This is a genomic window from Bacillus sp. YBsi01 (assembly GCF_038406745.1).
GTDB classification, from domain to species: Bacteria; Bacillota; Bacilli; order Bacillales; family Bacillaceae; genus Bacillus; species Bacillus siamensis.
In genome coordinates, this window is record NZ_CP151679.1 from 2,694,422 (window position 1) to 2,721,410 (window position 26,989).

At 47.1% G+C, this 26,989-nt stretch carries 28 protein-coding genes and 1 pseudogene; 2 read left to right on the forward strand and 27 right to left on the reverse strand.

The genetic code is table 11. The features are described 5' to 3' along the window. Positions 1-18 precede the first annotated feature (18 nt). The 19 genes and pseudogenes from pruA to AADZ70_RS13610 all read right to left on the reverse strand — a co-directional run bounded on the left by pruA (position 19) and on the right by AADZ70_RS13610 (position 17,934). Positions 19-1,566 (reverse strand): L-glutamate gamma-semialdehyde dehydrogenase, encoded by a 1,548-nt coding sequence (pruA, locus tag AADZ70_RS13520; protein ID WP_342007176.1) that lies wholly within the window; start codon positions 1,564-1,566, stop codon positions 19-21. A gap of 183 nt (positions 1,567-1,749) precedes the next feature. After that, positions 1,750-3,036: a Glu/Leu/Phe/Val dehydrogenase gene (locus AADZ70_RS13525; protein ID WP_342007177.1), complete on the reverse strand. Its 1,287-nt coding sequence runs from the start codon at positions 3,034-3,036 to the stop codon at positions 1,750-1,752. 232 nt (positions 3,037-3,268) lie between these two features. After that, the gene (locus AADZ70_RS13530) at positions 3,269-4,204 is read right to left on the reverse strand and encodes a sensor histidine kinase (protein ID WP_016937557.1); all 936 of its coding nucleotides are present in this window, start codon (positions 4,202-4,204) and stop codon (positions 3,269-3,271) included. 1 nt (position 4,205) lies between these two features. Continuing rightward, positions 4,206-4,904, reverse strand: coding sequence for a response regulator transcription factor (locus AADZ70_RS13535; protein WP_342007178.1), 699 nt, complete (start codon positions 4,902-4,904; stop codon positions 4,206-4,208). 206 nt (positions 4,905-5,110) lie between these two features. Further along, positions 5,111-5,338, reverse strand: coding sequence for a DUF4097 family beta strand repeat-containing protein (locus tag AADZ70_RS13540; RefSeq protein WP_342008064.1), 228 nt, complete (start codon positions 5,336-5,338; stop codon positions 5,111-5,113). Between the two features lie 22 nt (positions 5,339-5,360). Then, complete coding sequence (locus tag AADZ70_RS13545; RefSeq protein ID WP_342007179.1) at positions 5,361-5,741, reverse strand: DUF4097 family beta strand repeat-containing protein; 381 nt, start codon at positions 5,739-5,741, stop codon at positions 5,361-5,363. Between the two features lie 20 nt (positions 5,742-5,761). Next, complete coding sequence (locus AADZ70_RS13550; protein ID WP_342007180.1) at positions 5,762-6,466, reverse strand: ABC transporter permease; 705 nt, start codon at positions 6,464-6,466, stop codon at positions 5,762-5,764. Between the two features lie 65 nt (positions 6,467-6,531). Then, a complete protein-coding gene (locus tag AADZ70_RS13555) occupies positions 6,532-7,458 on the reverse strand; it encodes an ABC transporter ATP-binding protein (protein ID WP_016937554.1) in 927 nt (308 codons plus the stop codon). A 325-nt stretch (positions 7,459-7,783) separates the two neighbouring features. Continuing rightward, positions 7,784-8,239, reverse strand: coding sequence for a dTDP-4-dehydrorhamnose 3,5-epimerase family protein (locus tag AADZ70_RS13560; RefSeq protein ID WP_047476039.1), 456 nt, complete (start codon positions 8,237-8,239; stop codon positions 7,784-7,786). After that, positions 8,236-9,084, reverse strand: coding sequence for a dTDP-4-dehydrorhamnose reductase (gene rfbD / locus AADZ70_RS13565; RefSeq protein WP_064777876.1), 849 nt, complete (start codon positions 9,082-9,084; stop codon positions 8,236-8,238). Before rfbD ends, AADZ70_RS13560 begins: the two co-directional genes overlap by 4 nt. Before the next feature lie 20 nt (positions 9,085-9,104). Next, positions 9,105-10,052, reverse strand: a complete 948-nt coding sequence (gene rfbB / locus AADZ70_RS13570; RefSeq protein WP_342007181.1) for a dTDP-glucose 4,6-dehydratase — start codon at positions 10,050-10,052, stop codon at positions 9,105-9,107. A 2-nt stretch (positions 10,053-10,054) separates the two neighbouring features. After that, entirely contained in the window at positions 10,055-10,792 is a 738-nt protein-coding gene (locus AADZ70_RS13575) for a sugar phosphate nucleotidyltransferase (RefSeq protein ID WP_016937550.1), read from the reverse strand. A 27-nt stretch (positions 10,793-10,819) separates the two neighbouring features. Then, the gene (locus tag AADZ70_RS13580; protein WP_342008065.1) at positions 10,820-11,824 is read right to left on the reverse strand and encodes a glycosyltransferase; all 1,005 of its coding nucleotides are present in this window, start codon (positions 11,822-11,824) and stop codon (positions 10,820-10,822) included. Positions 11,825-11,827: 3 nt separating this feature from the next. Continuing rightward, a pseudogene (locus AADZ70_RS13585) lies at positions 11,828-12,565 on the reverse strand (spore coat protein); the annotation flags it as partial. Continuing rightward, complete coding sequence (locus tag AADZ70_RS13590; protein WP_342007182.1) at positions 12,558-13,679, reverse strand: N-acetylneuraminate synthase family protein; 1,122 nt, start codon at positions 13,677-13,679, stop codon at positions 12,558-12,560. The pseudogene AADZ70_RS13585 and the gene AADZ70_RS13590, both read right to left, overlap by 8 nt. Further along, positions 13,679-14,542 carry a GNAT family N-acetyltransferase gene (locus AADZ70_RS13595; protein WP_342007183.1) on the reverse strand — a complete coding sequence of 288 codons (864 nt, stop codon included), beginning with the start codon at positions 14,540-14,542 and terminating at the stop codon, positions 13,679-13,681. The genes AADZ70_RS13590 and AADZ70_RS13595 overlap by 1 nt, the downstream gene beginning before the upstream one ends. After that, positions 14,543-15,712, reverse strand: coding sequence for a DegT/DnrJ/EryC1/StrS family aminotransferase (locus AADZ70_RS13600; RefSeq protein WP_016937545.1), 1,170 nt, complete (start codon positions 15,710-15,712; stop codon positions 14,543-14,545). 22 nt (positions 15,713-15,734) lie between these two features. Further along, entirely contained in the window at positions 15,735-17,159 is a 1,425-nt protein-coding gene (locus AADZ70_RS13605; protein ID WP_342007184.1) for a CDP-glycerol glycerophosphotransferase family protein, read from the reverse strand. Positions 17,160-17,163: 4 nt separating this feature from the next. After that, the gene (locus AADZ70_RS13610; RefSeq protein ID WP_342007185.1) at positions 17,164-17,934 is read right to left on the reverse strand and encodes a glycosyltransferase family 2 protein; all 771 of its coding nucleotides are present in this window, start codon (positions 17,932-17,934) and stop codon (positions 17,164-17,166) included. Positions 17,935-18,212: 278 nt separating this feature from the next. On the opposite strand from AADZ70_RS13610, the gene gerQ reads away from it, so the two are divergent. Beyond that, positions 18,213-18,755, forward strand: a complete 543-nt coding sequence (gerQ, locus tag AADZ70_RS13615; RefSeq protein WP_060963983.1) for a spore coat protein GerQ — start codon at positions 18,213-18,215, stop codon at positions 18,753-18,755. 46 nt (positions 18,756-18,801) lie between these two features. Here the strand turns inward: gerQ and AADZ70_RS13620 are convergent, their stop codons facing one another. The 5 genes from AADZ70_RS13620 to AADZ70_RS13640 form a co-directional block, all read right to left on the reverse strand. After that, positions 18,802-19,173 carry a DUF423 domain-containing protein gene (locus AADZ70_RS13620; protein ID WP_003150969.1) on the reverse strand — a complete coding sequence of 124 codons (372 nt, stop codon included), beginning with the start codon at positions 19,171-19,173 and terminating at the stop codon, positions 18,802-18,804. Between the two features lie 62 nt (positions 19,174-19,235). Continuing rightward, a complete protein-coding gene (locus AADZ70_RS13625) occupies positions 19,236-20,555 on the reverse strand; it encodes a purine/pyrimidine permease (RefSeq protein ID WP_016937541.1) in 1,320 nt (439 codons plus the stop codon). 18 nt (positions 20,556-20,573) lie between these two features. Next, positions 20,574-20,996: a YwdI family protein gene (locus AADZ70_RS13630; protein WP_095241166.1), complete on the reverse strand. Its 423-nt coding sequence runs from the start codon at positions 20,994-20,996 to the stop codon at positions 20,574-20,576. A 58-nt stretch (positions 20,997-21,054) separates the two neighbouring features. Beyond that, positions 21,055-21,738 (reverse strand): uracil-DNA glycosylase, encoded by a 684-nt coding sequence (locus AADZ70_RS13635; RefSeq protein WP_016937539.1) that lies wholly within the window; start codon positions 21,736-21,738, stop codon positions 21,055-21,057. A gap of 15 nt (positions 21,739-21,753) precedes the next feature. Continuing rightward, positions 21,754-22,560: a glycosyltransferase family 2 protein gene (locus tag AADZ70_RS13640; RefSeq protein WP_342007186.1), complete on the reverse strand. Its 807-nt coding sequence runs from the start codon at positions 22,558-22,560 to the stop codon at positions 21,754-21,756. A gap of 373 nt (positions 22,561-22,933) precedes the next feature. Here AADZ70_RS13640 and AADZ70_RS13645 point away from each other — a divergent pair, with 373 nt between their 5' ends. Beyond that, positions 22,934-23,746 (forward strand): bifunctional hydroxymethylpyrimidine kinase/phosphomethylpyrimidine kinase, encoded by an 813-nt coding sequence (locus tag AADZ70_RS13645; RefSeq protein ID WP_045925768.1) that lies wholly within the window; start codon positions 22,934-22,936, stop codon positions 23,744-23,746. Between the two features lie 31 nt (positions 23,747-23,777). Here the strand turns inward: AADZ70_RS13645 and AADZ70_RS13650 are convergent, their stop codons facing one another. From AADZ70_RS13650 to AADZ70_RS13660, 3 genes are all read right to left on the reverse strand, one after another. Continuing rightward, positions 23,778-24,002: a hypothetical protein gene (locus tag AADZ70_RS13650; protein ID WP_032864818.1), complete on the reverse strand. Its 225-nt coding sequence runs from the start codon at positions 24,000-24,002 to the stop codon at positions 23,778-23,780. 114 nt (positions 24,003-24,116) lie between these two features. After that, the gene (locus AADZ70_RS13655; protein WP_342007187.1) at positions 24,117-25,556 is read right to left on the reverse strand and encodes a sucrose-6-phosphate hydrolase; all 1,440 of its coding nucleotides are present in this window, start codon (positions 25,554-25,556) and stop codon (positions 24,117-24,119) included. After that, positions 25,553-26,935: a sucrose-specific PTS transporter subunit IIBC gene (locus tag AADZ70_RS13660; protein ID WP_342007188.1), complete on the reverse strand. Its 1,383-nt coding sequence runs from the start codon at positions 26,933-26,935 to the stop codon at positions 25,553-25,555. Before AADZ70_RS13660 ends, AADZ70_RS13655 begins: the two co-directional genes overlap by 4 nt. Positions 26,936-26,989 lie beyond the last annotated feature (54 nt).

Below are 26,989 nucleotides of genomic sequence, written 5' to 3' on the forward strand. Positions count from 1 at the left end.
CGCGCTATTTCCGAAAGATTAATAGGCTTCAGACGTTGTTTTCGCCTGCATATGAAGAATCAGATAGTCAGGTCCCCCGGCTTTTGAATCCGTTCCTGACATATTGAAGCCGCCGAACGGCTGGTATCCGACAATCGCTCCGGTACAGCCGCGGTTGAAGTATAGATTTCCGACGTGAAAATCTTCACGGGCGCGTTCAATGTGCGCGCGGGTTTTCGATAACAGTGCACCTGTCAGTCCGTAATCCGTATTATTGGCGATCTCAAGCATATGGTCGAAATCCCGGGCTTTTGAGATCGCGACGACCGGCCCGAAAATTTCCTCCTGCATCAGGCGGGCGTTTTCATCAACATCCGCAAAAATGGTCGGCTGAATAAAATATCCTTTCGAATCATCACCTTCGCCTCCCGTCAGAAGCTTTCCTTCTGTTTTGCCGATTTCGATATACTTCATGACTTTATTATAAGACGCTTCATGGATGACAGGCCCCATGTATGTATCAAAATCTTCCGGACTTCCGACAGTGAGTGACTTCGTTAAAGCGACGGCTTTTTCGACAACTTCATCATAAACGTCCTGATGAATCACCGCACGGGAACCGGCTGAACATTTTTGGCCTGAAAATCCGAAGGCGGAATACACGATTGAGGAAGCGGCAAGATCAAGATCAGCATCTCTGTCTACGAGCACCGTATCTTTTCCGCCCATTTCGGCGATGACCCGTTTCAGCCATTTTTGGCCCGGCTGCACTTTTGCGGCTCGTTCATAAATGCGGCATCCGACCGCGCGGGAGCCTGTAAACGACACAAATCTCGTTTTCGGATGCTCAACCAGGTAGTCGCCGATTTCTCCTCCGTCGCCCGGTATGAATTGGAGCACGCCGTCCGGCAGGCCCGCTTCCTTCATCACTTCAACGAATTTCGCCGCCACGACAGGCGCCGCATCCGCCGGTTTCAGCAGTATCGTGTTGCCTGTTACGATGGCTGCCGCCGCCGTTCCGGCCATGATCGCAAGCGGGAAGTTGAATGGAGAAATGACGATTCCCACCCCAAGCGGCTCATAGTGATACTGATTATATTCTCCGTCACGGCTCTTTACAGGAGAACCGTCTTTCAGTTTCAGCATCTGACGGGCGTAATACTCTAAAAAGTCGATCGCTTCCGCCGTATCCGCATCCGCTTCCTTCCACGGTTTTCCGGCTTCTTTCACTAGATACGCGGAGAATTCATGCTTTCTTCTGCGGATGATCGCCGCCGCTTTAAACAGCACATTCGCACGGTGTTCCGGCCGTACTTTTTTCCATGTTTGAAATGTCTGCAGCGCAGCCTGCATGGCCTTTTCCGCATGTTCTTTTCCGGCCGCCGATACAGAGCCGATCACTTCTTTTTTATCAGCCGGATTGACGGAAATGATCTTTTTATCCGTCTCAATCGCTTCACCGTTGATGATAAGCGGATAATGCTTGCCGAGCTGTGAATTCACATAAGCAAGCGCTTCTTGAAACGATTGTTTATTTGTCCCTTCCTGAAAATTTGTAAAGGGTTCGTGTGCGTATGAAACTGTCATTAGAATTCCTCCCTGTATTTTGTAATGTGTGCTCACGCTTTATGAAGATGCAAGAAGCATACCAGCATAACAATTAGCCGAAAGCAGACGAAGCTTGTCTGAATCTGTCGGCTGATTCAGGTGATGCAAAGAAATTTTGCAATCTCCTATATAAAAGGCGCAAAATATTTTTGCGGATCACACTTATACCCAGCCGCGGAATCGGGCCGCTTCAGCCGATTTTCTGATGCCTGTCATATAGGCGGCCAAGCGCATATCGACTTTGTGGGTATGCGCTGTCTGATAAATGGATTCGAACGAATTCACCATGACGCTGCGCAGTTTTCCGGCGACTTCTTCCTCAGACCAGTAAAAGCCTTGATTATTTTGCACCCATTCAAAATAAGACACCGTCACGCCGCCGGCGCTTGCCAAAATATCCGGCACGAGAAGCACGCCTCTTTCATTCAGAATTTTCGTGGCGTCTATCGTTGTCGGCCCGTTCGCTGCTTCCACAATGATTGAGGCTTTAATGTGATGGGCGTTTTCAGCTGTAATCTGATTGGAGATTGCGGCAGGCACGAGAATATCACAGTCTTTCTCCAGCAGTTCCCGGTTCGTTATGATATCTGAGAAGAGATTCGTCACCGTGCCGAAGCTGTCCCGCTTATCCAGCAAGTAATTAACGTCAAGGCCCTCAGGATCATACAAAGCGCCATGGGCGTCTGAGATGCCGATCACCTTGGCGCCGGCGTCATGCATAAATTTAGCGAGAAAGCTCCCCGCATTTCCGAACCCTTGAATGATGATGCGCGCATTTTCCAATGGAATCCCTTTTTTCTTAACGGCTTCCTCAATACAAATCGTGACGCCTTGCGCGGTCGCCGTTTCCCGCCCTTGTGAACCGCCGAGAACGATCGGCTTTCCCGTAATGAATCCCGGTGAATCAAATTCTCTCAGGCGGCTGTATTCGTCCATCATCCAAGCCATAATCTGCGAGTTGGTATATACGTCGGGAGCCGGAATATCCTTTGTCGGACCGACAATCTGGCTGATCGCCCGCACATATCCGCGGCTCAGCCGTTCCAGCTCACCGAAAGACATTGTCCGCGGATCACAAATGATGCCGCCTTTTCCGCCCCCGTAAGGAAGGTTTGTGATGCCGCATTTTAAGGTCATCCAGATGGAAAGCGCCTTGACCTCTTCCTCACTGACTTCCGGGTGAAACCGCACGCCCCCTTTTGTCGGGCCGACAGCGTCATTGTGCTGCGAGCGGTAGCCCGTGAAAACCTGTACTGATCCATTGTCCATTTTGACAGGGATGCGGACGGTCAAAAGCCGCATCGGCTCTTTCATCAGGTCATACATATTGTCAGGATAGCCCAGTTTGCGCAGGGCCTCTTTTATGATCGATTGTGTTGACAGGAACAAATCAAGAACTTCTTTTTCTTCGTCTTTCTGATTGCTTTTAGAAAGCGGGTTGGCTGACATGTTTTATCACCTCATCGTATTTTACGTGTAAGCTTCAATTACCGGCAGAACAAATTGTAAGCGTTTTTACACCAAGACCCATCAGTCCCTTTCACATAGTCGTTACGTCCCTTTTTATATGCAAGATTCATGCCAGCCTTTTGTGCATAAAAAAAGAGACTGTTGTCAGCCTCTCAGATTAAAGAGAAAGGAAGATTTGAAGACGTATACAGAAGAAACATTATTGCTTTTATTAAAATCTAATACGTCTTAAACGTACAGAAAACGTTGTTTCTTTGAAGGGAACACTATTTAGAGATATACTTCCTTCCATTTGCTCTACTAATCTCTTAGTAATTGTCAGCCCCAATCCGCTTCCCTGATAATTGGTGTTTCTCGAGTCCTCTAATGTGTACATTCGTTCAAAGACACGGTCTTTATGCATTTCATTTATCCCTTTTCCTTTATCTGATATTTCTACAAAAACATCATGATCAGTTATTCTGATCTTTAAACCCACCATCTTACCATCAGAACCATATTGAATTGCATTCGTAATTAAATTATTTAGAACCCTCTCAATTGCATCTTCATCTCCGCTAACAAATACAGGATCATCGGGTATATCAATCACTACTTCAAATTCTTTGCTTATTAAAATTTCGTAGTAATCCAAAATTATTTTTCGGCTGACTTCACATATGTCAATTCGTGAAGAATTTAATTTTTTATCTCCTGACTCTAATTTTACAAGTTCAAAAAAACGGTTTATTAACGCTAATACCTCGACTGTTTTTAAATTAACTGTTTTTAGTAAACTCATAATCTTTTCCGAAGTCAGACTTTTATCGTTATTTATAATTTCAATATAACCTAGTATAACTGTTAAAGGCGTCTTTAAATCGTGTGAAATATTTGATAACATTTTTCGCATGGACAGTTCAATACTATTGTAGTTCCCTTTGATCTTTTGATTATGGTCTAAAAGACGGTTTATTTGAATTAACAAGGATTTTATATATTTATCATCCGTGTTAAGCAATAATCTTTCTCCTGTCTCTTCATTAACAACTTTTCGAAGTTTATTTCTAATATATTTAATCTCAGTCCTTAGATGTAATCGGCTTCGGAAAAGAAATATATTTACTGCTGCAGAGGATATGAATAAAATAACCAACATATAAAACAATTTAAAAATCTCCCAACTTATAACCGATTCCCCACAAAGTTTTTATGTACATTGGATGAGATGGATCGTCCTCAATTTTCTCTCTAAGCCGTCTAATATGAACATTAATTACATTCTCATCTCCATGATACTCATCTTCCCATACGGATTTATAAAGTTGAGCCTTAGTATATACTTGTGAAGGATTAGAAATAAAGAGTTTTAAAATATTAAATTCTTTTGCCGTGAGATTAATCTTTTCATTGAATTTTTTAACAGAAAAGCCATGCAGGTCAACACTCAAATCACCTATTTTAATGATTTTTTCTTCCTTTGGAGACAGGGAGCTCTTATAGTGTCTTTCTCTTCTAATGGTTGCTTTAATTCTAGCTAATACTTCCAGCATAGAAAAAGGTTTAGAAATATAATCATCAGCTCCAAGGCCGAGACCAAGTGCCTTATCTACATCTTCCTCTTTTGCAGACATGATAAGAACTGGAATCATGCTTTTAGAACGAATCATTCTTAAACATTCCATACCATCTATCTTCGGAAGCATTAAATCCAATAATATAACCTCAAACTTTTGTGTGTTCAATATGTCTAAAGCTTCTTCACCGTCAAAAGCTGCTGTTACTTCAAACCCTTCTTTTGTTAAGCTTTCGCTTACCATATGGCTTATGAATTGGTCGTCTTCTACAATTAATATTTTGTAACCCAAGCTTTCCGCTCCTTAAATATAAAACTGATATTCTTATTTCACTGTTTATTTCAATCAATATACAGATAATTAATCTCATTATAATTCTTTTTTATCCAAAAGGAGATAAATACTCCAAAACATTTTAAATACAAACAAATAAGACAACCATTCTTCAATAGCGGGAATTGTTGTCTTGTGTTTTTCTCTTTTTATCTAACCTTTATCTAACCATCTTCACTAAATAGACTTACTTTATTTCTTCCCGCGCCAATTTCACCTTTTTTCAGTTTTACGCCATCATCTAGATCAAGCGTTACATCAGAATTACTCTGAGCAAAAACAGCAAGTGAAGTTGGCGCTTTTTTATAAGATACACCTATATCTCCTGATTTCGTATTTACTGATAAAGATTTTCCTTTTGTTATGTCCTTGATTGAAACCGTCCCATCTATAGAAGAAACCTTTACATTAGAACTACTGGGTTATTTCAATATTGTTCATACCTGAATCGGGAACATTAATATAGATTGTGCCGCCCTGTTTTCCAAAAGTAAATCCTTTAAAAAAACCGCTATTTTTTTGCTCTTTTTGACTAATGACCAAATTGGTTCCGTCTTTTTGAAATGTAACCGAAGCTTTATCTTTCTGTCTCCCCTCAGCAGCTGCTGTAACCTCATTTGAATTACTCTTTTTAAACTTCACATCCCATGAGTCAGTATATACTTTTAAAGTATCAATTTTTTCAACATTGTAGGACACGTTCTTTTTAAAGTTTTTTGTATCTGTCTTATAAAGGCTTAAAACAATTCCGCCGATTACGATTAACACTGCACATGATGCTATAATCTTCTTCATTGTATAATTTCTCCTTTTATCTACAATAAATCTTTCTGATCCACCTTACGGTAAGAAAGATAACCCACTAAAAGACCAAATAAACAAAGTATAATTGGAATGATAATAAATTGACTTAAACTGACTGTTTCTCCTCCGTCGGAAACTGTTGCATTAATAAAGAACCCGATTATGACAGCCCAAGTGATTGCAGCAGCAGTTGATTTTTTTCTCATGCCGAAAAATAAAGGAATCAGACTCACTCCTCCCATCATAAAAGCGGTGAGAAGAGTCGATGGCATAGCGGAAATAACTTCACTCATTTCAACAGGCTTCTCGAATAAATATAAGTGCGGACTCACGAAGAGAATTAACAAGTTAATAACAAAAGTAGCAATAACAATACTTACAAAGCAGAATAGGAAGACAATAGATAGTTTAGCTTGCATTAATTTTTTTCTTTGTAAAGGATAAGTAAACAGCAATTGTATTGTTTTATTTTTATATTCATCAATAACTAAACGGGATAAAATCACAGCAGAAAAACTAATAAACACAATTCTAATAAGAATATTAGTTAGAGATATAAAATCTGCATAATCACGAAACATAAGTTCATTTTCATTTTTAGATTCCCATCCCATAAGAGCCGCTAAGGCAAAGATGATTAATATCCAAAGTGCCACCCATTTAAAATACTGTGATAAGTGATGTTTTTTGTACTCTAATTTCATAAGTTTTAACATGCTAATAGCCTCCAGCAGAAGAATTTAAGACAATGCAAATAAAGTGCATAACACAGACGGGCATTCTATCTAGTGTGTATTCCCTCTCCATTCATAGAATTTAAGAAGTATTCTTCTAAAGAACTGTGTTTTTTATTTATACTTTCTATACCAATGTCATTCAGAATAAGTGCTTTAGAGATTTCTTGTTGTGTAACTGCTGTTTCATAGATCCGAATTAATTGTTGATCAATCATTTTAAAATTTCTTATCCCCAGATTTTGCTCTAAAATATATAACGCTTTTTTTATATTTTGGACTTTTACCTCTATATACTCTGTTTGTTTTCCGTTTATACTCTTCATAGAAACTTCTTTTATTAACTTGCCATTCTGTATGATACCAATAGTATCTGACATTTGTTCCATTTCGGCTAAAATGTGACTGGAGACTAATAATGTAATTCCATATTCTCTGCAAAGTAACTTAAAGAGATCCCTCAACTCTTTTATACCTATTGGATCCAGGCCATTAATTGGCTCGTCTAAAATGAGAAGTTCTGGTCTTGTAGAAATAGCTCTGGCTATTCCTAACCTTTGTTTCATTCCTAAAGAAAACTCTTTCACTTTTTTATTATCAATATTATGTAACTTTACAAGCTCGATAGCGTGGTCGATGGATTTTTTATCGTAATAGCCCATATATTCACAATGGAAATCTAAATTTTCTTTAGCAGTGAGGTTGTCATAGAAAATGGGATATTCAATAATGGTGCCCATTCTTTTTAAAACTTCAAATGATGTATCTGTTAATTTCTCACCGAAAATTTCGATTTCACCGCTTGTAGGCTTGATTAAATTTGTAATCATTTTCATAATGGTTGTTTTACCTGCCCCATTGGGACCCAAGAATCCATAAATCTCCCCTTTTTTCACGTGCATATTAACTCCGGAAACAACTTCTTTTCCTTTAAATGATTTTGTAAGCTGACTCGTTTTTAAGATGTATGTCATTCGCTTTCCCCTTTCCCTATATACTCCTACTATATAAAGGAAAGTTCTCTTTTCTCTTAAGCAAATATTACTTTTTTCTTAAGATTTTTCTAATTAAATCCGATCTCCATTCTATAAATCATTTTTTGTTTTTTTAGGATGCATGATGTCCATAGGAGAAGAAAGGGAGGATCTCTTAAATTTCAGGTCCCTAACTGACCGCCATCTTCCAAGACATTTTTGATGAAATTGTTCTTCAGGCCAGCAATCATGATATAGCGGGCGGTCGTCTCTTATTCACCGGCAAACACAAAAACGAAGACATCCGCTGTCTTCGTCTTGTACGCTACCGATGGGCCGTCTGCCAGTCAAATCCGATGGTGTCATCATTCCATGGGATTCTTTTTTCATCCGGCTGATCCGGATTGTAGGACATTGTCGTGAAATAAATAATGGTCAGCGGCGTTTCTCCCAGCACTCTGTACCCGTGCGCGACACCTTTGGGAATGAGAAGCAGCATCGGATTGTCTTCTCCCATGTAGTAGACATCCGTTTCTCCCTTGGTTGCTGACTCTTCGCGAAGGTCATGCAGCACGACCTGGGCGTGGCCCGTCGGGAAAAACCACAGGTCATCCTGTTTCTCGTGATAGTGAAATGCTTTAATGACGCCGGGATAGCTTTTGGACCAGGAAGCCTGCCCGAATCGCTCCAAGAGATGTTCATCGTCGCGGACGAGTTCTGAAAAGAAACCCCGGTCGTCACTGTGTTTGGTCAGCTTTTTGATTTTTACGCCTTCGATCACTTGCATTGCCCCTCCCTTTGTAAATAATCCCGCAGCGCATCCCGCCAGTGCCTCATACCGAGCCCCTGCCGTTCGATCGACTCAAGGCTTAACACCGAGTAAGCGGGACGCGGCGTCTCATTTCCGTATTCCTCCGTCGTCACGGGCAGCACGGCGGCGTTCCTGCCGCTTTCTTCAAAAATGGCCTTGGCGAATTCATACCAGCTGCACACTCCGCTGTTTGCGGCGTGGTACGTGCCCGGCGGCCTGTCAAACAGACCGATCACCGTTTCGGCTAAATCCTTTGTATACGTCGGCGAGCCGACTTGGTCATTGACGACACGCACTTGTTTATGTGTATCCGCAAGCCTGAGCATTGTATTGACAAAGTTATGCCCGCCGCTGCCGTACACCCACGATGTTCTGATAATGGTATGATTTTTTCCTGTTAACCGGATCAGTTCTTCACCGAGTTTTTTGCTTTTTCCGTAAATCGTGCCGGGGTCTGCGGGATCATCCGTCTGATAAGGCCGTGTTCCTTTGCCGCTGAAAACGTAATCGGTGCTGATGTGAATGAATCTCGCTCCGGTGTTTTCAGCCTCAAGCGCGGCATAATAAGCGCCGATTCCGTTTATTAAATATGCTTTGTCGAGCTCCGTTTCACATTTGTCAACGGAGGTGTATGCCGCCGTATTGACGACGATATCCGGCTTGTAATGGCTGAATGAGTGCCGTACCGAACGCTGGTCGGATATATTCATCATCGCTTTTGTCAGGGCGATCACCTCATACCCTTCCCGCTTCAGCAGGCGGCATAACTCCCGCCCCAGCTGGCCGGCAGCTCCGGTTACTAATACCTTCGTCAATCGGATCCCCTTCTTTCCGATCAGTCTTGGCTGTCTGTATACCAGCGAATGGTTCTTCTCATTCCTTCTTCAAATGTGACCTGCTGCCGCCAGCCCAGCTCATTTTTCAGCTTTGAGGCATTGATGGCGTAACGGCGGTCATGCCCTTTTCTGTCTTCGACATGAACAAACCGCTCCTCCACTCCGAGCTCCTTCATGATAAATGCCGCCAGATCTTTATTCGTCCGTTCATTTCCGCCGCCGATATTGTAAATGTCACCGAGCGTTCCATTTTCCAGCACGAGCTTAATGGCGCGGCAATGATCCTCGGCAAACAGCCAGTCTCTGATCTGCATCCCGTCGCCGTACAGCGGAACCGGCGTGCCGTTTACCGCGTGCCTGATAATGGTCGGAATCATTTTCTCGTGATGCTGGTAAGGCCCGTAATTGTTGCTGCATCTCGTGATGATCGCAGGGAGCTTATGGGTTTTCACATAAGACATGACGAGCAGGTCTGAGCCCGCCTTGCTTGCGGAATACGGATTGTTCGGAGAAAGCGGCGTCGTCTCTGTGAAAGCGGGATCATCCGGCCCCAAATCTCCGTACACCTCGTCTGTGGAAATGTGAATCAGCCTGCCGGCTTTGCCCTGTAACACCGCGTCCGCCAGTCTGTATGTGCCCATCACATTTGTTGTGATAAACGGCTCTGCCTGATTAATGCTTCTGTCCACATGGGATTCAGCCGCAAAATGAATGACAGCGTCATACATTTGAGAAAAGGCTTTATCAATGTCTTCTTTTTTGGTGATGTCACCTTTGATAAAACGGAAACGGCCGTGCTTTTTTAAGGCTTCTATTTCAAGCGGCCTGCTTGCATACGTGAGATTATCCAGAACGGTAATCTGCGCGTCCGTTTCTTTCAGCATCATGTTTGTAAAGGTAAGGCCGATAAATCCTGCGCCGCCTGTAATTAAATATGATTTTGGCATGATTAATGTTCCTGTCCTTTCTGTATTGCCTGCTGCGCCAGGCTTCCGGCGAGATAGAGCGATTCATGCGTGCCCGCATCCACCCACCAGCCCGTTAACACATCATACGTCAGCTCGCTGTGTTCAATGTATAAATTATTGACATCGGTAATTTCCAGTTCGCCGCGTTTTGATGGAGAAATTTGTTCAATATAAGAAAACACTTCTGCGTCATACATGTAAATCCCTGTGACACATAAGCTGGTCGGCGGATGCTCCGGCTTTTCAATGATCGACTTGATCCGTTTGTTTTCTTCATCAATCTCGGCGATGCCGAAGCGCTCCGGATCGTCAACTTCTTTCAGCAGCACTTTTGCCCCTTTTCCCTGCTGTGCGAAACGTTCCGTATAAGGTTTTAATGAATCTTCGAAAATATTATCTCCTAAAAGCAGGACGAAGGGGTCGCGTCCGGTGAACCGCTTTGCGTACGATAAACCGTCCGAAATCCCTGATGCGGCGGGCTGAACCTGGTATGTGATCGACACGCCGAGCTCTTCTCCGGTTTCAAGAAGCTTATGAAATTGCGGAATATACTCTTTTTGCGTAATCAGCAATATATCCGTAATTCCCGCTTCTTCCAGCTTCATGATCGACCAGTAAATCATCGGGTACGGACCGACAGGGAGTAAATGCTTATTAACCGCTTTCGTCAGCGGCATAAGGCGCGAGCCAGTACCTCCGGCTAAGATAACACCTTTCACATGAACACTTCCTTACGTGTGGTTTTATCACAAATCATAAAGAATCGCCGCCGCCCGTTTGATGCCTCTCCCGTCAACCAGCGGCGTTCCGTTCTGATGAAGCCCGAGCCGTCTCGGATAATCCGCAGCCAGCTCAGACATATGCCGAGCGAGCACGTCCGCCGGGGTGTGTTCTCCCAGGCCGAGATGAACGGCGGCGCCCCGTGCGGCGAATTTTTCAGCCGTCACGGTTTGATGCGCCACTTGAGAAAGAACGATGCAGGGCACACCCGTACAAATGGTTTCATATAAAGTGATGCCGCCGGACACGACGGCCATATCAGCCCTCGTAAGAAGCGCGGCCATGTCATTTGTCTGCCTTACCATCTCGGCATAAGGCATTTGCGCGATAATCGTGCGCACGTCATCAGCGTGAGCTGCGGCCCCGCCCATGACAATAATCACTTGTTTTCGATGAATATCCGGAATCCGGCGGCATGCTTCTATCACTTTAAAGACAAGCTTCTTCGGATCGCTTCCTCCTAAAGAAACCAAAATGGTCCGGCATTCTTTTCTCAGCTGATAGTGCTGTTTGGCTTTTTCAAATTCCGGATGAAGAATGATATATTCCGGGCCTTCATATATAACGGCTCTGCCCATTTTCATTGTCCGGCTTTTCAGCCCGCCATATATGCCGTTTATGACGGCATCACATAAATGAATGACATGCTCCCGCTTTTCTTCAAATAAGACGATGCGTGCCGATGAATGCCGTCTGATTTCTTCAAGCCAGTCAGAAGGCATATCAAGCAGGTCGAATATGAGCAGGTCAGGAGCCTGCCTGTTTATTTCCCGGACAATAAATTCCTTCTGTCCCTTGTCAGGCTTGATGATCACTTCCCATTGATCAGCAGACAGGTATGAAGAAGCCTCTTTATTGGTGTAAAACGTGATTGAGCATTTATTCAAAATGGCGCCGGCAAGCAGCTTCATCCTGACGGCGTGCCCCATACCGATTTCACGGCCCCCGTCTGCGAATATCAAAACCCGCATCCTATCAGCCTCTTTTTGCCGGATCATTTGATTAATCGCCCTGAGCTCAGGATCGCTATTCAGCAGATGAATCAATTCTTTTGCCGGAATATCAGGGTGCGAGCCTGCTTTTTCGTATAGCTCGCGTGCCAGCCTGTAGTCCTCTTCGGTATCGACGGTCAGCCGCAAATGAGGAGCCCGGAGTTCCTGCGGGGGTTCGGGAAAGAGCAGCCGGTACCTCTCAGGAGATTCTCTAATCAAAAGCGTGACATGCTCCTGATATTTGTCTGCCAGCGTTTTGTCGGCATTGATCTCCGTTAGGAGGCGCGCGTTAACCGCCTCGCCGCCGATGCCGAGCGGCGTACCGCTGATATACGTGTAGTCTGCATGCTGGTCTGAATGCGATTGAATCAGGACATCGAGCAGCGAAGGGTCGACAAACGGGTTATCTCCCGTCAGTCTGACTGCGATGGCCGGTTTTACTTGTTCAATGACTTGCGCAAACCGGTCAAGCACGTGCTGTTCGCTGCCGCGGTGCACCCGGTAGTGCTTGCTGAGGCAGTGCGCGTACAGAATGTCGTCGGTCTTGCTGTCGGACGTGGCCACGATCAGATTATCCCGCGCTTGATCGTAATACGCGCTTTGCCGAACCCTTTTGACAATCATATCGAGGATGGTATACCCGCCGATCGGTTTCAGCACTTTGCCGGGAAGACGCCCGCTCCCCATCCGCGCCTGAATGATGAACAAAATGTCAGTCATCATAAGAGCTGCCTTTCGTCAAAAGGTCATCCCAAGTGATACCCGTGTCGGCAGGGATATCCCTGACCGCACGCGCCCCGTCAATTAAAAGCTCAAAATACCTCGGGTGAAGCCCCTGCGGTTTTTGGCCGGGACGAAGGACGGCAAGATTATCCGCCGTAAAACATTCCCCTTTTTGAATCGGCGCTGTTGAAAAAATGCCTCTATAAGCAAATTTTCTGATATCCCCTTCAATCGGTGTCGTGGTCTTATGGGAGCTTCCCGACAGCATTTCCGGCACCGGAGCGTGATGCCCCTGCCGCAGCTCTTGTTCAACTGACCGGATCGCCGCAACCATTTCTTTTAATTCATCCGGGTTAAGGGCGAAGGAGTGATCAGCGCCGGGCAGATTTTTGTCGATCGTAAAATGCTTTTCAATCAGTTTCGCTCCGAGCCTGACAGCCGCGCACGGCACATCATACGGATGCACGCTGTGGTCAGAAAAACCGATCACAGCATCAGGGAAAGCGGCGGCAAGCATGGGAATGACGCTCAGATTGCTGTGTTCAGGCGGAGCGGGATATTTCGCCACACAGTGCATGATTGCAATTTCTTTGTTCCCCTCGCCGGTAATGGTTTGATAAGCCTCCTGAATATCTGAAATATCAGCACCCGCGGTTGAAAAGATAATCGGGGTCTTCAGCCCCGCCACATATTTCAATAACGGCAGATGATTCAGCTCGTAGGAGGCGATTTTAAAGGCGGGCGGGGAAGTCGCATAGAGTAAGTCGGCAGAGCCTTCGTCACATACCGTGCTTAAAAACAGCACGCCTTTTTTCTTACAATATTCAAGCAGCGGTTCGATCCATTCAGCGGGCATTTCCATTGATTGCACGAGTGAAAAAATAGAGACGTCTTTTCCCGCAGCGGTTTTGTATAGACCGGGGTCTTTCTGATACATTTTGTCAGCCTGAAACATTTGGAACTTGACCGCATCCGCGCCGGCCTCACTGGCCGCGTCTATCAATTCAAACGCCTGGTTCAGCTTTCCGTCATGATTAATTCCGGCTTCGGCGATAATGAAAACGGGCGAATCTCCGCCGATTGACTTCGATCCGATTTTGCATGATGCCATCAGTCCGCCCCCTTCCCGGGCCACACATGATAGTAATAATAAGATGCATCCGCTTTAAAGCCCATTCGTTCATACAAACGGATGGCTCTTACATTGTGGAGCTGCGTGCCCGCTGATACAGTCTTATGCTGAAAGCGCAGTGATTGTTCAATAATGCGCGCCGCTAAATGGTATCCCGCTCCTTTTCCTTCAAATCCCGGCTTTACCGCCATCAGATCAAGGACGAATTCATCGCCTTTAGAAAGCCCCTGCACAAAGCCCACGGTCTCTCCCTTATATTTGGCGGCGAATTGTAACGAAGCCCTGCCTTCCGCGTTATTCCGCGCCCACTCTTCAAACAGGCGGTTTGCACTTTCATAGCTGAGATGGGGGTCCTGGTAATACCTGCTTTTTGTAAAAGCATCTCGGGCCAGCCGGCTGATCGCTTCCGCGTCGCCGGGACCGGCTTCTGCAATCTCAAATGGCGGCGTGCTGTTAAATACACGCACCGGGCTGACGAGTTTGAACAGACTCCCGACAAAACAAGCATTTGGAAGCTGCTGCACGACCTGCATCGCGCCGACATCCTCAGCCGGTATTTTAATAAATATAAAATCAGTGCCGTCCGCCCGCCTTGACGCGTAAAATTCCTGAAACAGCCTTTTGAGCTGACCGGTGCTGTTTGCGGCTGCAAGCTTCACATTGATGATTTTTTTTTGGAACAATTGACTTTCCCACGAAGAGCTCTCATATAAAATCACGCCTTGAAGGCTGTTTTCTTCCAATAAACAGAGTGACGACTCATAGGCCTCCGGCTGAATGCCCTTCTGTTGCAGAAAAGCTTGAATCACATCCTGTGCAAGATTTTTCTTCAGTCTGTACACCTAATCAGCCCCTTTGATGATATCCGTAACGGCCGCAATGACGTATTCAACATCGTCATCTGTCATTGACGGATAAAGAGGGAGTGATACGGTGCGGTGATAATACGCGGCCGCGGCCGGAAAATCAGTTTCCTTATATCCGTACGTTTTTTGATAATACGGATGAAACGGAACCGGAATAAAATGAACGCTTGTGCCGATGTTATATTGATCTTTTAAAGCGGAAATCAGATCGTTCCGGCTGATCCCGGTTTCCTGCTCCTCTATTTGAAGAACATACAAATGCCATGCATGCCGCCCGTCATCACTGACATATGGGACGGTCAGCCCTTTCATGTCTCTGAAAGCGTCCTGGTAGCGGCTTGCAATTTCAGCCCTTCTTTGCTGCATGCTGTCAATCCGTTTCAGCTGGTGAAGCCCAAGCGCTGCCTGGAGGTCAAACATATTCATTTTATAGCCGGGCGCTTCGACCTCGTAATACCAGCTTCCGTTTGAAGAATAGCGGTTCCACGCGCCTTTGCTCATCCCGTGAAGGCTGAGCACCCTGATCTGATCGGCAAGCCCGTCATCATCGGTCGTCAGCATGCCGCCTTCACCGGTTGCCAGGTTCTTTGTTGCGTAGAAACTGAATGCCGTCGCGTCCCCGATTGATCCGACCATTTTCTGTTTATACGTGGTGTACACGGCATGTGCGGCATCCTCTAAGACAAACAGCTGATGCTTTTTAGCGATGGCCAGAATCCGATCCATATCACACGACTGGCCGGCGAAATGAACGGGTACAATCGCCTTTGTCCGCGGGGTGACGGCCGCTTCAATGTTCTCAGGGTCCGCATTCAGCGTAAGCGGGTCAATATCAACAAACACCGGAACGGCGCCTGTATGCACGATGGTATTGGCTGTTGAACTGAACGTCACGGCAGACGTGATGACCTCGTCGCCGGGACCGATTCCTTTCGCTTTCAAGGCCAAAAACAAAGCGGCGGTACATGAGTTCAGCGCGATCGCGTGCTTTGCTCCCGTCCAGGCGGCAAAAGCTTTTTCAAACGCCTCCACTTTCGGTCCCTTTGAAAGCCAGCCCGTTTCTAGCGTATCAATAACCTCCTGAATTTCGTCCTTCCCGATCATGGGCAATGAATAGGGAAGAAAAGCTGATCTTTTTTGCACCATTTTCTTTGCGCTCCTATCGTTTTTATGACGAGTCAGCCTTTTTGAAGCCGACTCCGGTTTTTTCCTGAAGCACCTGACATAAAGCCGCAAGCGAATCCTGTACCGGGTAGTTCGCCGCGATAAAAGCCCGGCGCGCCTGTTCCGCTTTTTGATATGCTGCGGGGCTTTCGCATACCCGGATTAATTCCTGAGCCAGTGCCTGCGGGTCCTCAAAGGCAAATTCCCCGAGTGAATGGTAATAAGGGTATTGGCGGGTTCCCGCTGATTTTCCGATCAGCACGGGTTTTTGAAACAGCATCGCTTCAAGACCGACCGTTGATGTCTGTGTCACCGCGGCGTCAACATACGGGAGAATATCGTAAAGCCCCATTTCCTTCTTGATGATTTTGCCGGCTTTGTATTTCCGCAGCACCTGATTGTAAGCATCCAGCTTGTTTTTGCCGATTTCCCACGGATGCGGTTTAATAATGAGCTGCATGTTCTTATGCTTGACAAGTTCATCAAGCACCCCCGTGTAAAAGTCATCAGAGAACGGCTGCGTGGCGATCAGCACCGTCCGCTGCGACGGGAGAAAGGAAAGCTTGCGGTAAAACGTGTCTTTATCTATCGGTTCTCTTGAGAAGATCTCATCGAAGCGGGGATGCCCCGTGATGATGATTTGTTCATCCCTGCAGCCCTTCGCTTTATACCACTCCGCTTCATAAGCCCCGAATACAGCCTGGTAGTCCGTAAACACGGGCAGAAACGCTTCATCTCCCATGAGCGCTCCGTGCTGAAGACAGATGCTGACGGCGTTTTTTTTCGCGCACATCAGCGCCAGCACACGGCTGTAAATATCCTCTGTCGTGCCGACCACAACGGCGGAAATGGGCTCAGCCGTAAACAAACTATCAAGCGCATCAATCGCTTCAATAAATAACGGAATATCTTTATATAATCGCTCCTGAAATTCTCTGTTTCCGAAAGCGGGATGGCTGTGCAGCTCTCTCAGAATGGCATGGGCTTTTTCAATATAGGGGACGGGGTTCCCTTTTTGGCCCATTCCCGCCAGTTCCAATTTGCAGATAACTGGCAGCCCATGGTGGTCAGGCAGACTCCATCTCGCCAGTACCGCTGTTTTTGCCGGATCAAATTGCCGGTAATTTTCCTCGGTGAACCGAAGATGGTCGAAATGCAGAATGAGTTTTCCGTTTACCGGTTTCTCACCTGTTTTCTTAATGGATTGCTTCTTTTGATCAAAATAAGACTGAATATCGGCTTCAGGAATATGCCGGTCGGCGGAACCGAAAAGCTCTGGGTTCTGTTCCATGCTCTCACGAAGCGCCGGGCTGATATATTGATAAAAATTACTGATCAACGCGAGCGGAATGTCTTTGTAGCGAAGTGACTGAAAAAGGTCAATATACTGCCGGTACAGCACCCAATAGTTCGCTAAGTATGCCGACAAGCCCTCACCCCTTTCCAAGCTTTTTTAATGATTCCCTCAGCTCCCGGCACGTGGCCTGCTGCGGAAGGCTGCTCACAAACTCATTTTTTTCCGCCGCGAAAAGCTGATAATGAATGGATTGATCGGTAATATAATTGATATCAAGCTCCTCAGAAATCGGGTGAAACGGATAAAAATGATTCACCCTCCAGAAGAAACGGGCATCACCGATGCGGTAAAACGCGGGGCTTTCATCCCAATAGGAACCGAATGCCGATTTGACCTGTTCCAGCACGGAAAACCGATGCATGACTGAGCAATGGTCAATGGCGCACGGCGCATTCCATACGATCCGGTCGGCGGGCCTGGCCGTTTCCTTCACCGTCTCCTTCTGCTGATTCAGATGATAGGTTTTGGAACTTGAATACACAACGGCTTTTTCCGGGTCGGCATCAAGCTCTTTCACCATTTTCTCAAGCCGGTCCGGCACATATGTGTTGTCGTCGGTCGCATACGTCACGTACTCGCCCTCCGCCATTTCTATTGCCTGATTAATCAAGGCGGCGTAGCGTGTTTTTTCCGTCCTTTCTTTGACGCCCGATACAGCGCTTTGATAAAACCGGACACGGGGATCGGTGAGAAAAGGGCGTATTTCCGCCAATGTCGCTTCGTTTGAGTTGTCATCCATAATAAAAAGCTCAAAGTCTGTAAACGTCTGGGACAGAATACTTTTAATAGAGCGGGCCACATAGTCACTTTTGTTATAGCTCGTCATGATCACTGACACTTTAGGCAACTCGTCACCCCCTTTACGTACCTGAAACTACCGCTATCATATGTTTCTTATGTCAAAGATGCGCTAGGATTACAGACTATTGTGTGAAAAGTCAGCTTTTCTTCACACAAAAAAGCCGGCTTTGATGGCCGGACTAAAGGAAGCGTGTTTCTTTTTTTGCATAAATCTTTCTATGGGCTCATATGGTGGAATAGATAAAAACGGCAGCCGATTTAAGGCTGTCTGATACTTGTCAGGAGGTTCCAGCACCAAGAGGTTTTCATCAAAGGAGGAACAATATGAAACCGAAAAAGAATCAATATCAGCAAATGCAGGGGATGGGGATGGGAATGGATATGCAGGGATACCAGCCGCAGCTCGGGCCTAATCCTTATCCGCAGCCTCAGGGCCAAGGATCACAGATGATGCCGATGCAGCAGCAAATGCCAATGCCGATGCAGCAAAGCCAGCAGGGCTTCGGCGGAGGGTTCTCCGGCCAGCCGCAGCAGCAGGGCGGCGGGTTTCAGATCCCGTCGGGTCCATCATCATCACAAAGCGTTCCCGGCATGCTGCCGATTGAAGAATCATACATTGAAAATATTCTGCGGTTGAACCGGGGCAAAACAGCGACGATTTATATGACATTTGAAAACAGCAAAGAATGGAATTCAAAGATTTTCCGCGGTGTGATTGAGGCGGCGGGGCGTGACCATATCATTATCAGCGACCCGAAAACGGGCACCCGCTATCTGCTTTTGACCATTTACCTTGATTACATCACGTTTGATGAAGAAATTGCCTATACTTACCCGTTCTCCATGTCTTCCTATTCTCCGAGATAAAGCAAAAAGCCAATCGCTCACTTGGCAGAGGATTGGCTTTTTTTCTTTATAAATATTTGACGGCTGCGACGATAATCATAATCCATGAAATAATAAACGCCACGCCGCCGAGCGGTGTAATCGCTCCGAGAATGGAAATCTGAGTCACGCTCAATACGTACAGGCTTCCTGAAAACAGAACGATGCCCGCGAACATCAGCCAGCCTGCAACCGACACGCTGCCTGCGCCGGAGAGCTTCTCGGCCAAAAAGGCGACAGCCAGAAGGCCGAGCGCGTGATACATATGATATTGCACGCCTGTGTGCCATACCTGCAGATATTTATCGGGGATTTTCCCTTCAAGCCCGTGTGCGCCGAAAGCGCCCAGCGCCACTGCCAATAAGGCGTTAATCGCGCCCAGAATAATAAACACTTTCATCTATTTTCTCCCGCCTTTTCGTTAAAGTTTCCATTTCAATCATAACCCAACATCGGCAAAATTCAACGTCCGTCCTCCGATGACACGAGATTGTCGGATTTTTTCTTTTTGATAAGCTGGGTTCGGTCAATCGCGATCGCCAGCAGCGTCCCCAGCACAAGGCCGTTGCTTAAGAGCGAAATCAGGATCGGGTGCATCCCTGATAATGCGCTCTCCGGCACAAACATCACCCCGACTCCCGTCAGAAGCGCCAGACCGATGATGGAACGGATTCGTTTTTGCTCCGCTTTCTCATAAGAGTCAAACTCTGTAAAGGCAAGACCCGCCATTGTTGAGAAAACGACGAAGTTTACCGCAAAGCCGACCGGTGAGGGCAGACTCGCAAACGCATTCATAAATAATGGGATCATACTGATGATGATGACAAATACACTGCCCAAAAGAAACGGCTTTTTCGAAGGAAGCTTCGTCGTCTCAATAAAACCGGCCGCCCCTGAGATCGGCACAGGCGCAATGCCTCCCGAAAGTCCGCTTAAAAGGTGGCTGATCGAGGCCGCAAACCCGGCCGGACGCTCACGCCGCTTCCCCACGGTGCCGCCGAATTTTTTCACAGCCGCTTCAACAACTCTGATGCTCGCGAGCATATTGACAATCAAAAGCACTGTAATGAAGAGTGACGTAATGATCAGACCGCTGTCGAACGCAGGCTTTCCAAACGGAAAGAGAGTCGGAAGCTGAATCATGCGGTCCGGTATTTGAATCGGTCTGGCAGCGCCGAAAACGGCAAACAAGAGCCAGCCGCCGGCAAGCGAAAGAAGAATCGCATACTGCCTTAAAAAAGTAACATTTGATCGGGACATGATGAACATCGCAGCCGTCACAACCATGGCGAGCCCGAAGACAAGACCGTCGACGCTGTTTTTTAAATAGCCGATGCCCAAAAGGCCTTTTACAATCGGCTGACTCAGCTGCATGACCAAAAGCAGCAGATACACGCCCGTCACTACCGGTGTAAACAACACGGCCAGCCGTTCAATCACTTTAAAAAGGCTGAACAAAAAGAAAAAGACAGCGCTTAATAACAGCGCCCCCTGCAGCGCCCGCAGCGTCTCGCCGAATGTCGCAAACACCGTGCCCGTCAATCCGCCGTAAATCGTGTATACGCCCCACCATAAGCCTGCCGGACTTTCATTAATCGGCAGACGATGGCCTTGAAGACATTGGATGACCGCAGCGACGCCAAGCACAAAAAATGTGCTCTGAATCAATACGGCAGAATCAGCATGGTTCAAGTGAAATGATTGTGCGATGGCGACAGGAACCACAATTGCAGCCGCAATCATGAATGCCGTCCATTGCAACCCCCCGAGTATCAGTTTCAAATCAATCAACCTCTCCTGTTAAAAATCGAAAATGGAATCCCCGTTTCCGTCTTCCTCACGTTCGTCTTTCGCTTTTTTCTGATATTGGCTCAGCCCGGCGCTGCCCATCATTTTTTCAAGCAGAAGCGGGTCTGTCGAAGGTGACGCGGAAGGCTTCGGCGCCGCTTTCGGTATCGGATTCTGCACAGGCGCCTGAGCGGTATCCGTCTGGGTGCCGAGCACGACGTCACACAAAGAGCGGATGGCGGCCGCGTGCATTTTGACATCCTCGGCGCGGGATGCCGTTTTCGCCTGCCTCAGTTCTTCTTCCATCTTCTGAATCAAAGCAGAGATATGTATGTTCATGAGTAAATCCTCCAGCAGTAATTTGTCTTCTTCCTGCATTTTATCAAATTTCTGAACCAATCGCAGAATTGAGTTTGTTATTTTTTCTGACAACATACCGCCCGGAACGTCAAAAAAGACGCTTCCGCCGGGCGGAAGCGCCTCAAAACACCATTTATTGCGGCAAGTCGGGAATGCACCAGTCGATCGGCTGTTCCCCCATTTTTTCAAGGGCGGCGTTTGTCCGGGAAAACGGTCTGCTCCCGAAAAAACCGTTCCTTGCCGAAAACGGGCTCGGATGAGTCGATTCGATAATAATGTGTTTCGATGTGTCAATACGCTCTTTTTTCATCTGTGCGTGACGTCCCCACAGGATAAAGACGATCGGCTTTTCTCTTTCATTCACCACATCAATAATGCGGTCAGTGAGCCGCTCCCACCCCTTGCCTTTGTGGGAATTGGCCTGACCGCGGCGAACCGTAAGCACTGTGTTTAACAACAGCACTCCCTGCTCCGCCCAGCTGACAAGTGATCCGTGATTCGGTACGGGGCAGCCGATATCATCCTGAAGCTCTATGAAAATATTTTTCAAAGACGGCGGCTGTCTGACGCCGGGCTGAACGGAAAAACTAAGCCCGTGCGCCTGTCCGGGCCCGTGATACGGATCCTGCCCGAGAATGACCGCTTTTACATCCTCATAGGACGTATAATGCAAGGCATTAAAAATATCATGGCTGTCAGGATACACCGTTTGGCTGCGGTATTCTTGTTTCAGCATCTCTCTCAGCTCTTGATAATACGGTTTGTCGAATTCATCTTTCAGCTGATTCCACCAGCTGTCCTTTAAAAGCTGTTTCAAACTGTCCGTCCCCCCTTATGAAGTGTGCAGTCTTGAATAGACGGGCTTTCCGTCCCACACAATGTCCGTCGGCGCCTCCCGCCTCTTCATGTCCGGCTCTTCAAGAAGAACCGCGAAATTTTTCGTCGGGAGCTCCCCAAGCCCGTGCTTTTCGCTTAGCCGGTCTAAGTACTGCTTCCGTTTTGCGCCGAGGTCCGCAGACTGATTGCCGCCTCCCTCAAAAAACGCATATATGACGCTCGCGCAAGGAACACGCTTCACACAGTGCTGTTTCGCAGCGCGTAAATAAAAATCCCAATCCCAGTAATTATGGACATCCGGATCAAAATATCCTAACGTGTCATGCAGAGAACGCCTGTACATGCTGCCTGACGGGACATACGTGGAAAACACCCGCATATCCTCATAATCGGCCGTATAGGCGAATGGCTTTCGTGAAACCGGAAATCTCGTGTTGTCCCGTTCTTCAAATGACACAATTTCCGCATCAGAATGAACCAAGTCAGCATCAGCGAGCTCAGCCGCCATTCTTTCCAAATGGCCAGGCGTAATGAAATCATCATCATCGCACAGCATGATACAATCACCTGACGCTTTTTTCACACCGGCGTTCCGCGCTTCCACATGTCCGGCATTCTGTTCTAAATCAATAATCTGAATCGGCAGATCGCTGTACAGCTTCTTCGCCTCCTCGACTGATTCCCCGGCATCATTTACGATGATTACTTCATAAGGCTTTACGGTCTGCCTGGAAATCGACTCCAGCAGCTCACATAAAGCCGGAATCCGATTATACGTGACTATGACAATTGATATATTCATGATCCGCTCCTTCTGCTTTTTCTCATGTTCTATTAAAACATAAAGCGGCGGAGAGATCAGGGGGGATTTTTGATTTCAGCCCATTCAGAAACAAATCATGGTCATGCCCGCCAGCAAAACCAGAATGATCAGAAGATCTCCCCAAACAGCGCAAACCGCCTTGGCATTAAGTCTGCCCGCCTCCATGACATTCCAAAGTTTTGATTGATAAACAGGCACCAACACCATCGCATAGCACGTGCACAAACAGACAAAAGCCGGCGGGACAAGCGCGCATCCCTCACTGTCAAATCATTCCTCTAAGCCTTTCGTATTGTGATCGGGAGAAATTCTAACTATAATGAGGTATAAAACACTGATGGAGGCCATTGATATGTCAATGCACAAAGCACTTACTATTGCCGGTTCTGATTCCAGCGGCGGCGCGGGAATTCAGGCCGATTTAAAAACATTTCAAGAAAAAAACGTATACGGAATGACGGCTTTGACCGTTATCGTAGCGATGGACCCGGAAAACAGCTGGGATCATCAAGTATTTCCGATCGATGCCGGCACGATCCGCGCACAGCTTGCGACGATCGTTGACGGAATCGGCGTAGACGCCATGAAAACAGGCATGCTTCCTACCGTGGAGATCATTGAGCTTGCGGCGAAAACGATTAAAGAAAAACAGCTGAAAAATGTCGTTATCGATCCGGTCATGGTCTGCAAAGGAGCGAACGAAGTGCTGTATCCGGAGCACGCCGAAGCGCTACGCACCCAATTGGCCCCGCTGGCAACCGTCATCACGCCAAACCTGTTCGAAGCAAGCCAGCTGAGCGGCATGGATGAATTAAAAACGGTGGAAGACATGAAAGAAGCGGCCAAGAAAATTCACGAACTCGGCGCGAAATATGTATTAATTACAGGCGGAGGCAAGCTGAAACATGAAAAAGCGGTCGACGTGCTGTATGACGGGGAAACCGCGGAAGTATTAGAAAGCGAAATGATTGATACGCCTTACACGCACGGAGCCGGATGCACATTCTCCGCCGCCGTTACGGCAGAATTGGCCAAAGGCGCTGAAGTGAAGGAAGCCATCTACGCGGCAAAAGAATTTATCACCGCTGCCATCAAAGAGTCCTTCCCGCTGAACCAATACATCGGTCCGACTAAACATTCGGCGATGCGTCTTAGCGGAAAATAAAATAAATATCCCCCTCATCACCGAGGGGGGATTATTTCATTTTTTTCGCAGATGAACGTAAAAACATCTCAATCGATTGCACAAACAGCGCATATTCCTTCATCTGTTCATATGTATGACTCAGCCGATCACTCCATTCGTTGTGCGGCTCGGCTCTCCTGAGCATGCGTTTCAGCTGAAGCAATACTTCTTTATATTCTTCCCGCTTATCTTCCACTTGCTCTGCGGCTTTGATAAGTAAACATTTCGGCGTCATCTTCTGATTATTCAAAACTGAGAAAACAACTCCTTTTATTCCTGAAAATAGTAGTCTTTCGTTGAAGATTAGCACAGATGGCATAGGTTTCACATAAGAAAAAAGAACGATTTTCTACAAAAGTGTCCAAATAGAGGCAGTTATTTCCGTTCTTCCTCTCGATGTAACCGTTACCTCATCATTTCCCGGGAAAGGAAAATATCTGGCGCTGAATACCTCTTCTCCGTCATTTAAAAACAATTCGATGGAGGATGCATCCAAAAAGAGCTGGACGGAACGCACCTCACTGATGGCGCAGCTTCTCGTTTCTTTTTCTTCTCCGCTGAAAGCGGTGCGCTCCAGCACGGCAAGCCCCTCTTCCTGATGAAATATAAACCGGGCCGCGCCCCGAATAGAGATTTCAAAACCCGATTCATGAGTCATGTCTTCAAGCAGCACTTCAGCCCGGGAAGCCTCTTTCACCGGGAGGGTTTCTGACGAGCGATTCAATTGAAGACGGCGCTTTTGCTCATCCGTGCGGCGTAATTTCATTTCCTGAAGCGGACGCTGTATGATTCTGCCGTTTGACAGTGAAAGCTCTCTCGGCATCGTCAAGCAGTGAACCCAGTGATACGCATGTGTCGGATGTTTGTCCTCCTGCTGATCGGGGACACCCATCCACGCGAACAGAATCCTCCGTCCCTTATCGTCTTCCAGCGTCTGCGCCGCGTAAAAATCAAATCCCCTGTCAAGCTCCGTGAATTCACCGTGCTTAAACTCAAGCGGCTCTGTATCCAGTCTGCCGAGGAAATAGCCCGCCTGATGGCTGTTATGATATTTTATCCCGTCAGCTTCAAGCCCCTGCGGACATACGAGCAGCACGTCGGTTCCGTCCAAAGAAAACAAGTCCGGGCATTCCCACATATAGCCGAATGACCCGAGACCGCCGAAATCCGCCCCCGCAATCGCACCGAGAAACGTCCAATCCGTCAAGTTCTCTGATGTGAACAGCACAGCGCTTCCGGTGAGATTTTCTGTCTGCGCGCCGAGCACCATGTAATACGTCCCGTCCTTCTTCCAAACCTTCGGATCACGGAAATGAGCGGTATAGCCTTCCGGGAGACGCGCAACGACTCCTTTTTTTTCAAACATTTTTCCGTCTTCGGATACAGCGAGGCATTGATATGTTTCACGATTGCCTTCTCCGTCACGGACATTGCCTGTGTACAACAGGCAGAGCCGGCCGTCTTTTTCAATGGCGCTTCCGGAATAACAGCCGTTCTTGTCATACCATTCGCCCGGCGCAAGCGCGATTTCTTCCTCTTTCCACTCAACAAAATCCTTCGTCGTCACATGCGCCCAAAATTTCGCGCCATGCCCCGTATGAAATGGCTGCCATTGAAAAAACAAGTGATACTCGCCGTGCCATTGGATCACGCCGTTCGGATCGTTTAAAAGCCCGACCGGCGGCATAATATGATAGTTCTGGCGGTATGGATCTGATGCAGCGGTTTCTCGGCGCTTCTTCTTTGCTTCCTCAGCCTGCATGCGCAGCTCTTGATCCAGTGTACTCATTTGGCGGCCTCCTTTTCTTTAGCTCCCATAATGTAAGCGGCAATAAACGCCGTCACAGAGGCGATGCCCATTCCGATCAGATAGTTTATGAGATTTCCTAAACCGAGCGGAGCCGTGATGGCAATCATCGGAATTCCGCTCAGACCGTAGGCATTGGCGGCGACACCGGTCACCACGACATAGGCGCCTCCCAGCGCTCCGCCGATCATTCCCGCGATAAACGGCTTGCGGTATCTTAGGTTCACTCCGAAAATGACGGGCTCGGTTACGCCGAGAAAAGCGGAAAATGCGGCAGGCAGAGCGATTTCTTTCATTTTCACTTTTTTCGTCAGGAAAAATACAGCCAGTCCCGCCGCTCCTTGGGCGACATTCGCCATCGACCAGATCGGAAGGATATAGTTTCTGCCCAAATCAGCGATGAGGCCGGCCTCAATCGCATGAAAGCTGTGATGCACACCGGTAAGCACAATAAGCGGATAAGCCCCTCCGAAAAGAAGTCCTGCAACAATGCCCGCATGATCATACACATACATCAGCGAGACGGTAATGCCTGATCCAATCGCCCTGCCAAGCGGACCGATTGCGATAAAGGTGATAAATCCGGTCACCATCACCGTGACAAACGGCGTGACCAATAAATCTAAAGCGTGAGGCACAATTTTCCTCGTGCCTTTTTCCACCTTGCTCATAATATAAACGGCTAACAGTACGGGGATGACCGTTCCTTGGTAGCCGAGAAGCGCAATGTGGAAGCCGAAGAGTTCCATAAAATCAGGCGCTGAATCCGCAAGCCCCCACGGATTCAAAAGCGCCGGATGAATCATAATTCCGCCGAGCACCGCCCCGAGATAGGGATTTCCGCCAAATTCCTTTGCAGCGCTGAACCCGATGAATATAGGCAGAAAGAGAAAAGCCGCGCTTGAAAACATGTTGAGAAGAATAAACAGCGGAGATTGTTCAGACACCCAATGAAAGGCCTTCATCATGCCGAGCAGTCCCATTAAAAGACCGCTTGCCACGATAGCCGGAATGATGGGAACGAATATGTTAGACAGTGTTTTCGCCAATCTTGCGGCCGGGTTCAGCTTTTTTTTCGCTGCGTCCTGATGGGTCTCACGATCTTCCCGCCCCAAATCGGCTTCTTTTGAAAAAGCGTCATACACTTTATTCACGAGGCCGGTGCCGAATATAATCTGATATTGTCCCGAGCTGCTGAAAGCTCCTTTTACGCCCTCTATTTCTTCAATGCCGGCCTGGCTGATCTTCTGTTCATCCTGAATGACAAGCCTGAGCCGCGTCGCGCAATGTGTCGCGCTGATGACGTTTGATTCCCCTCCGATATGGTTGATAAGCTGTTTTGCCGTTTTTTGATAATCCAATACGTTTCCCCCTTTCCAAAATCAAATAAGACCTAAAATTCGCCAACGAAAAAG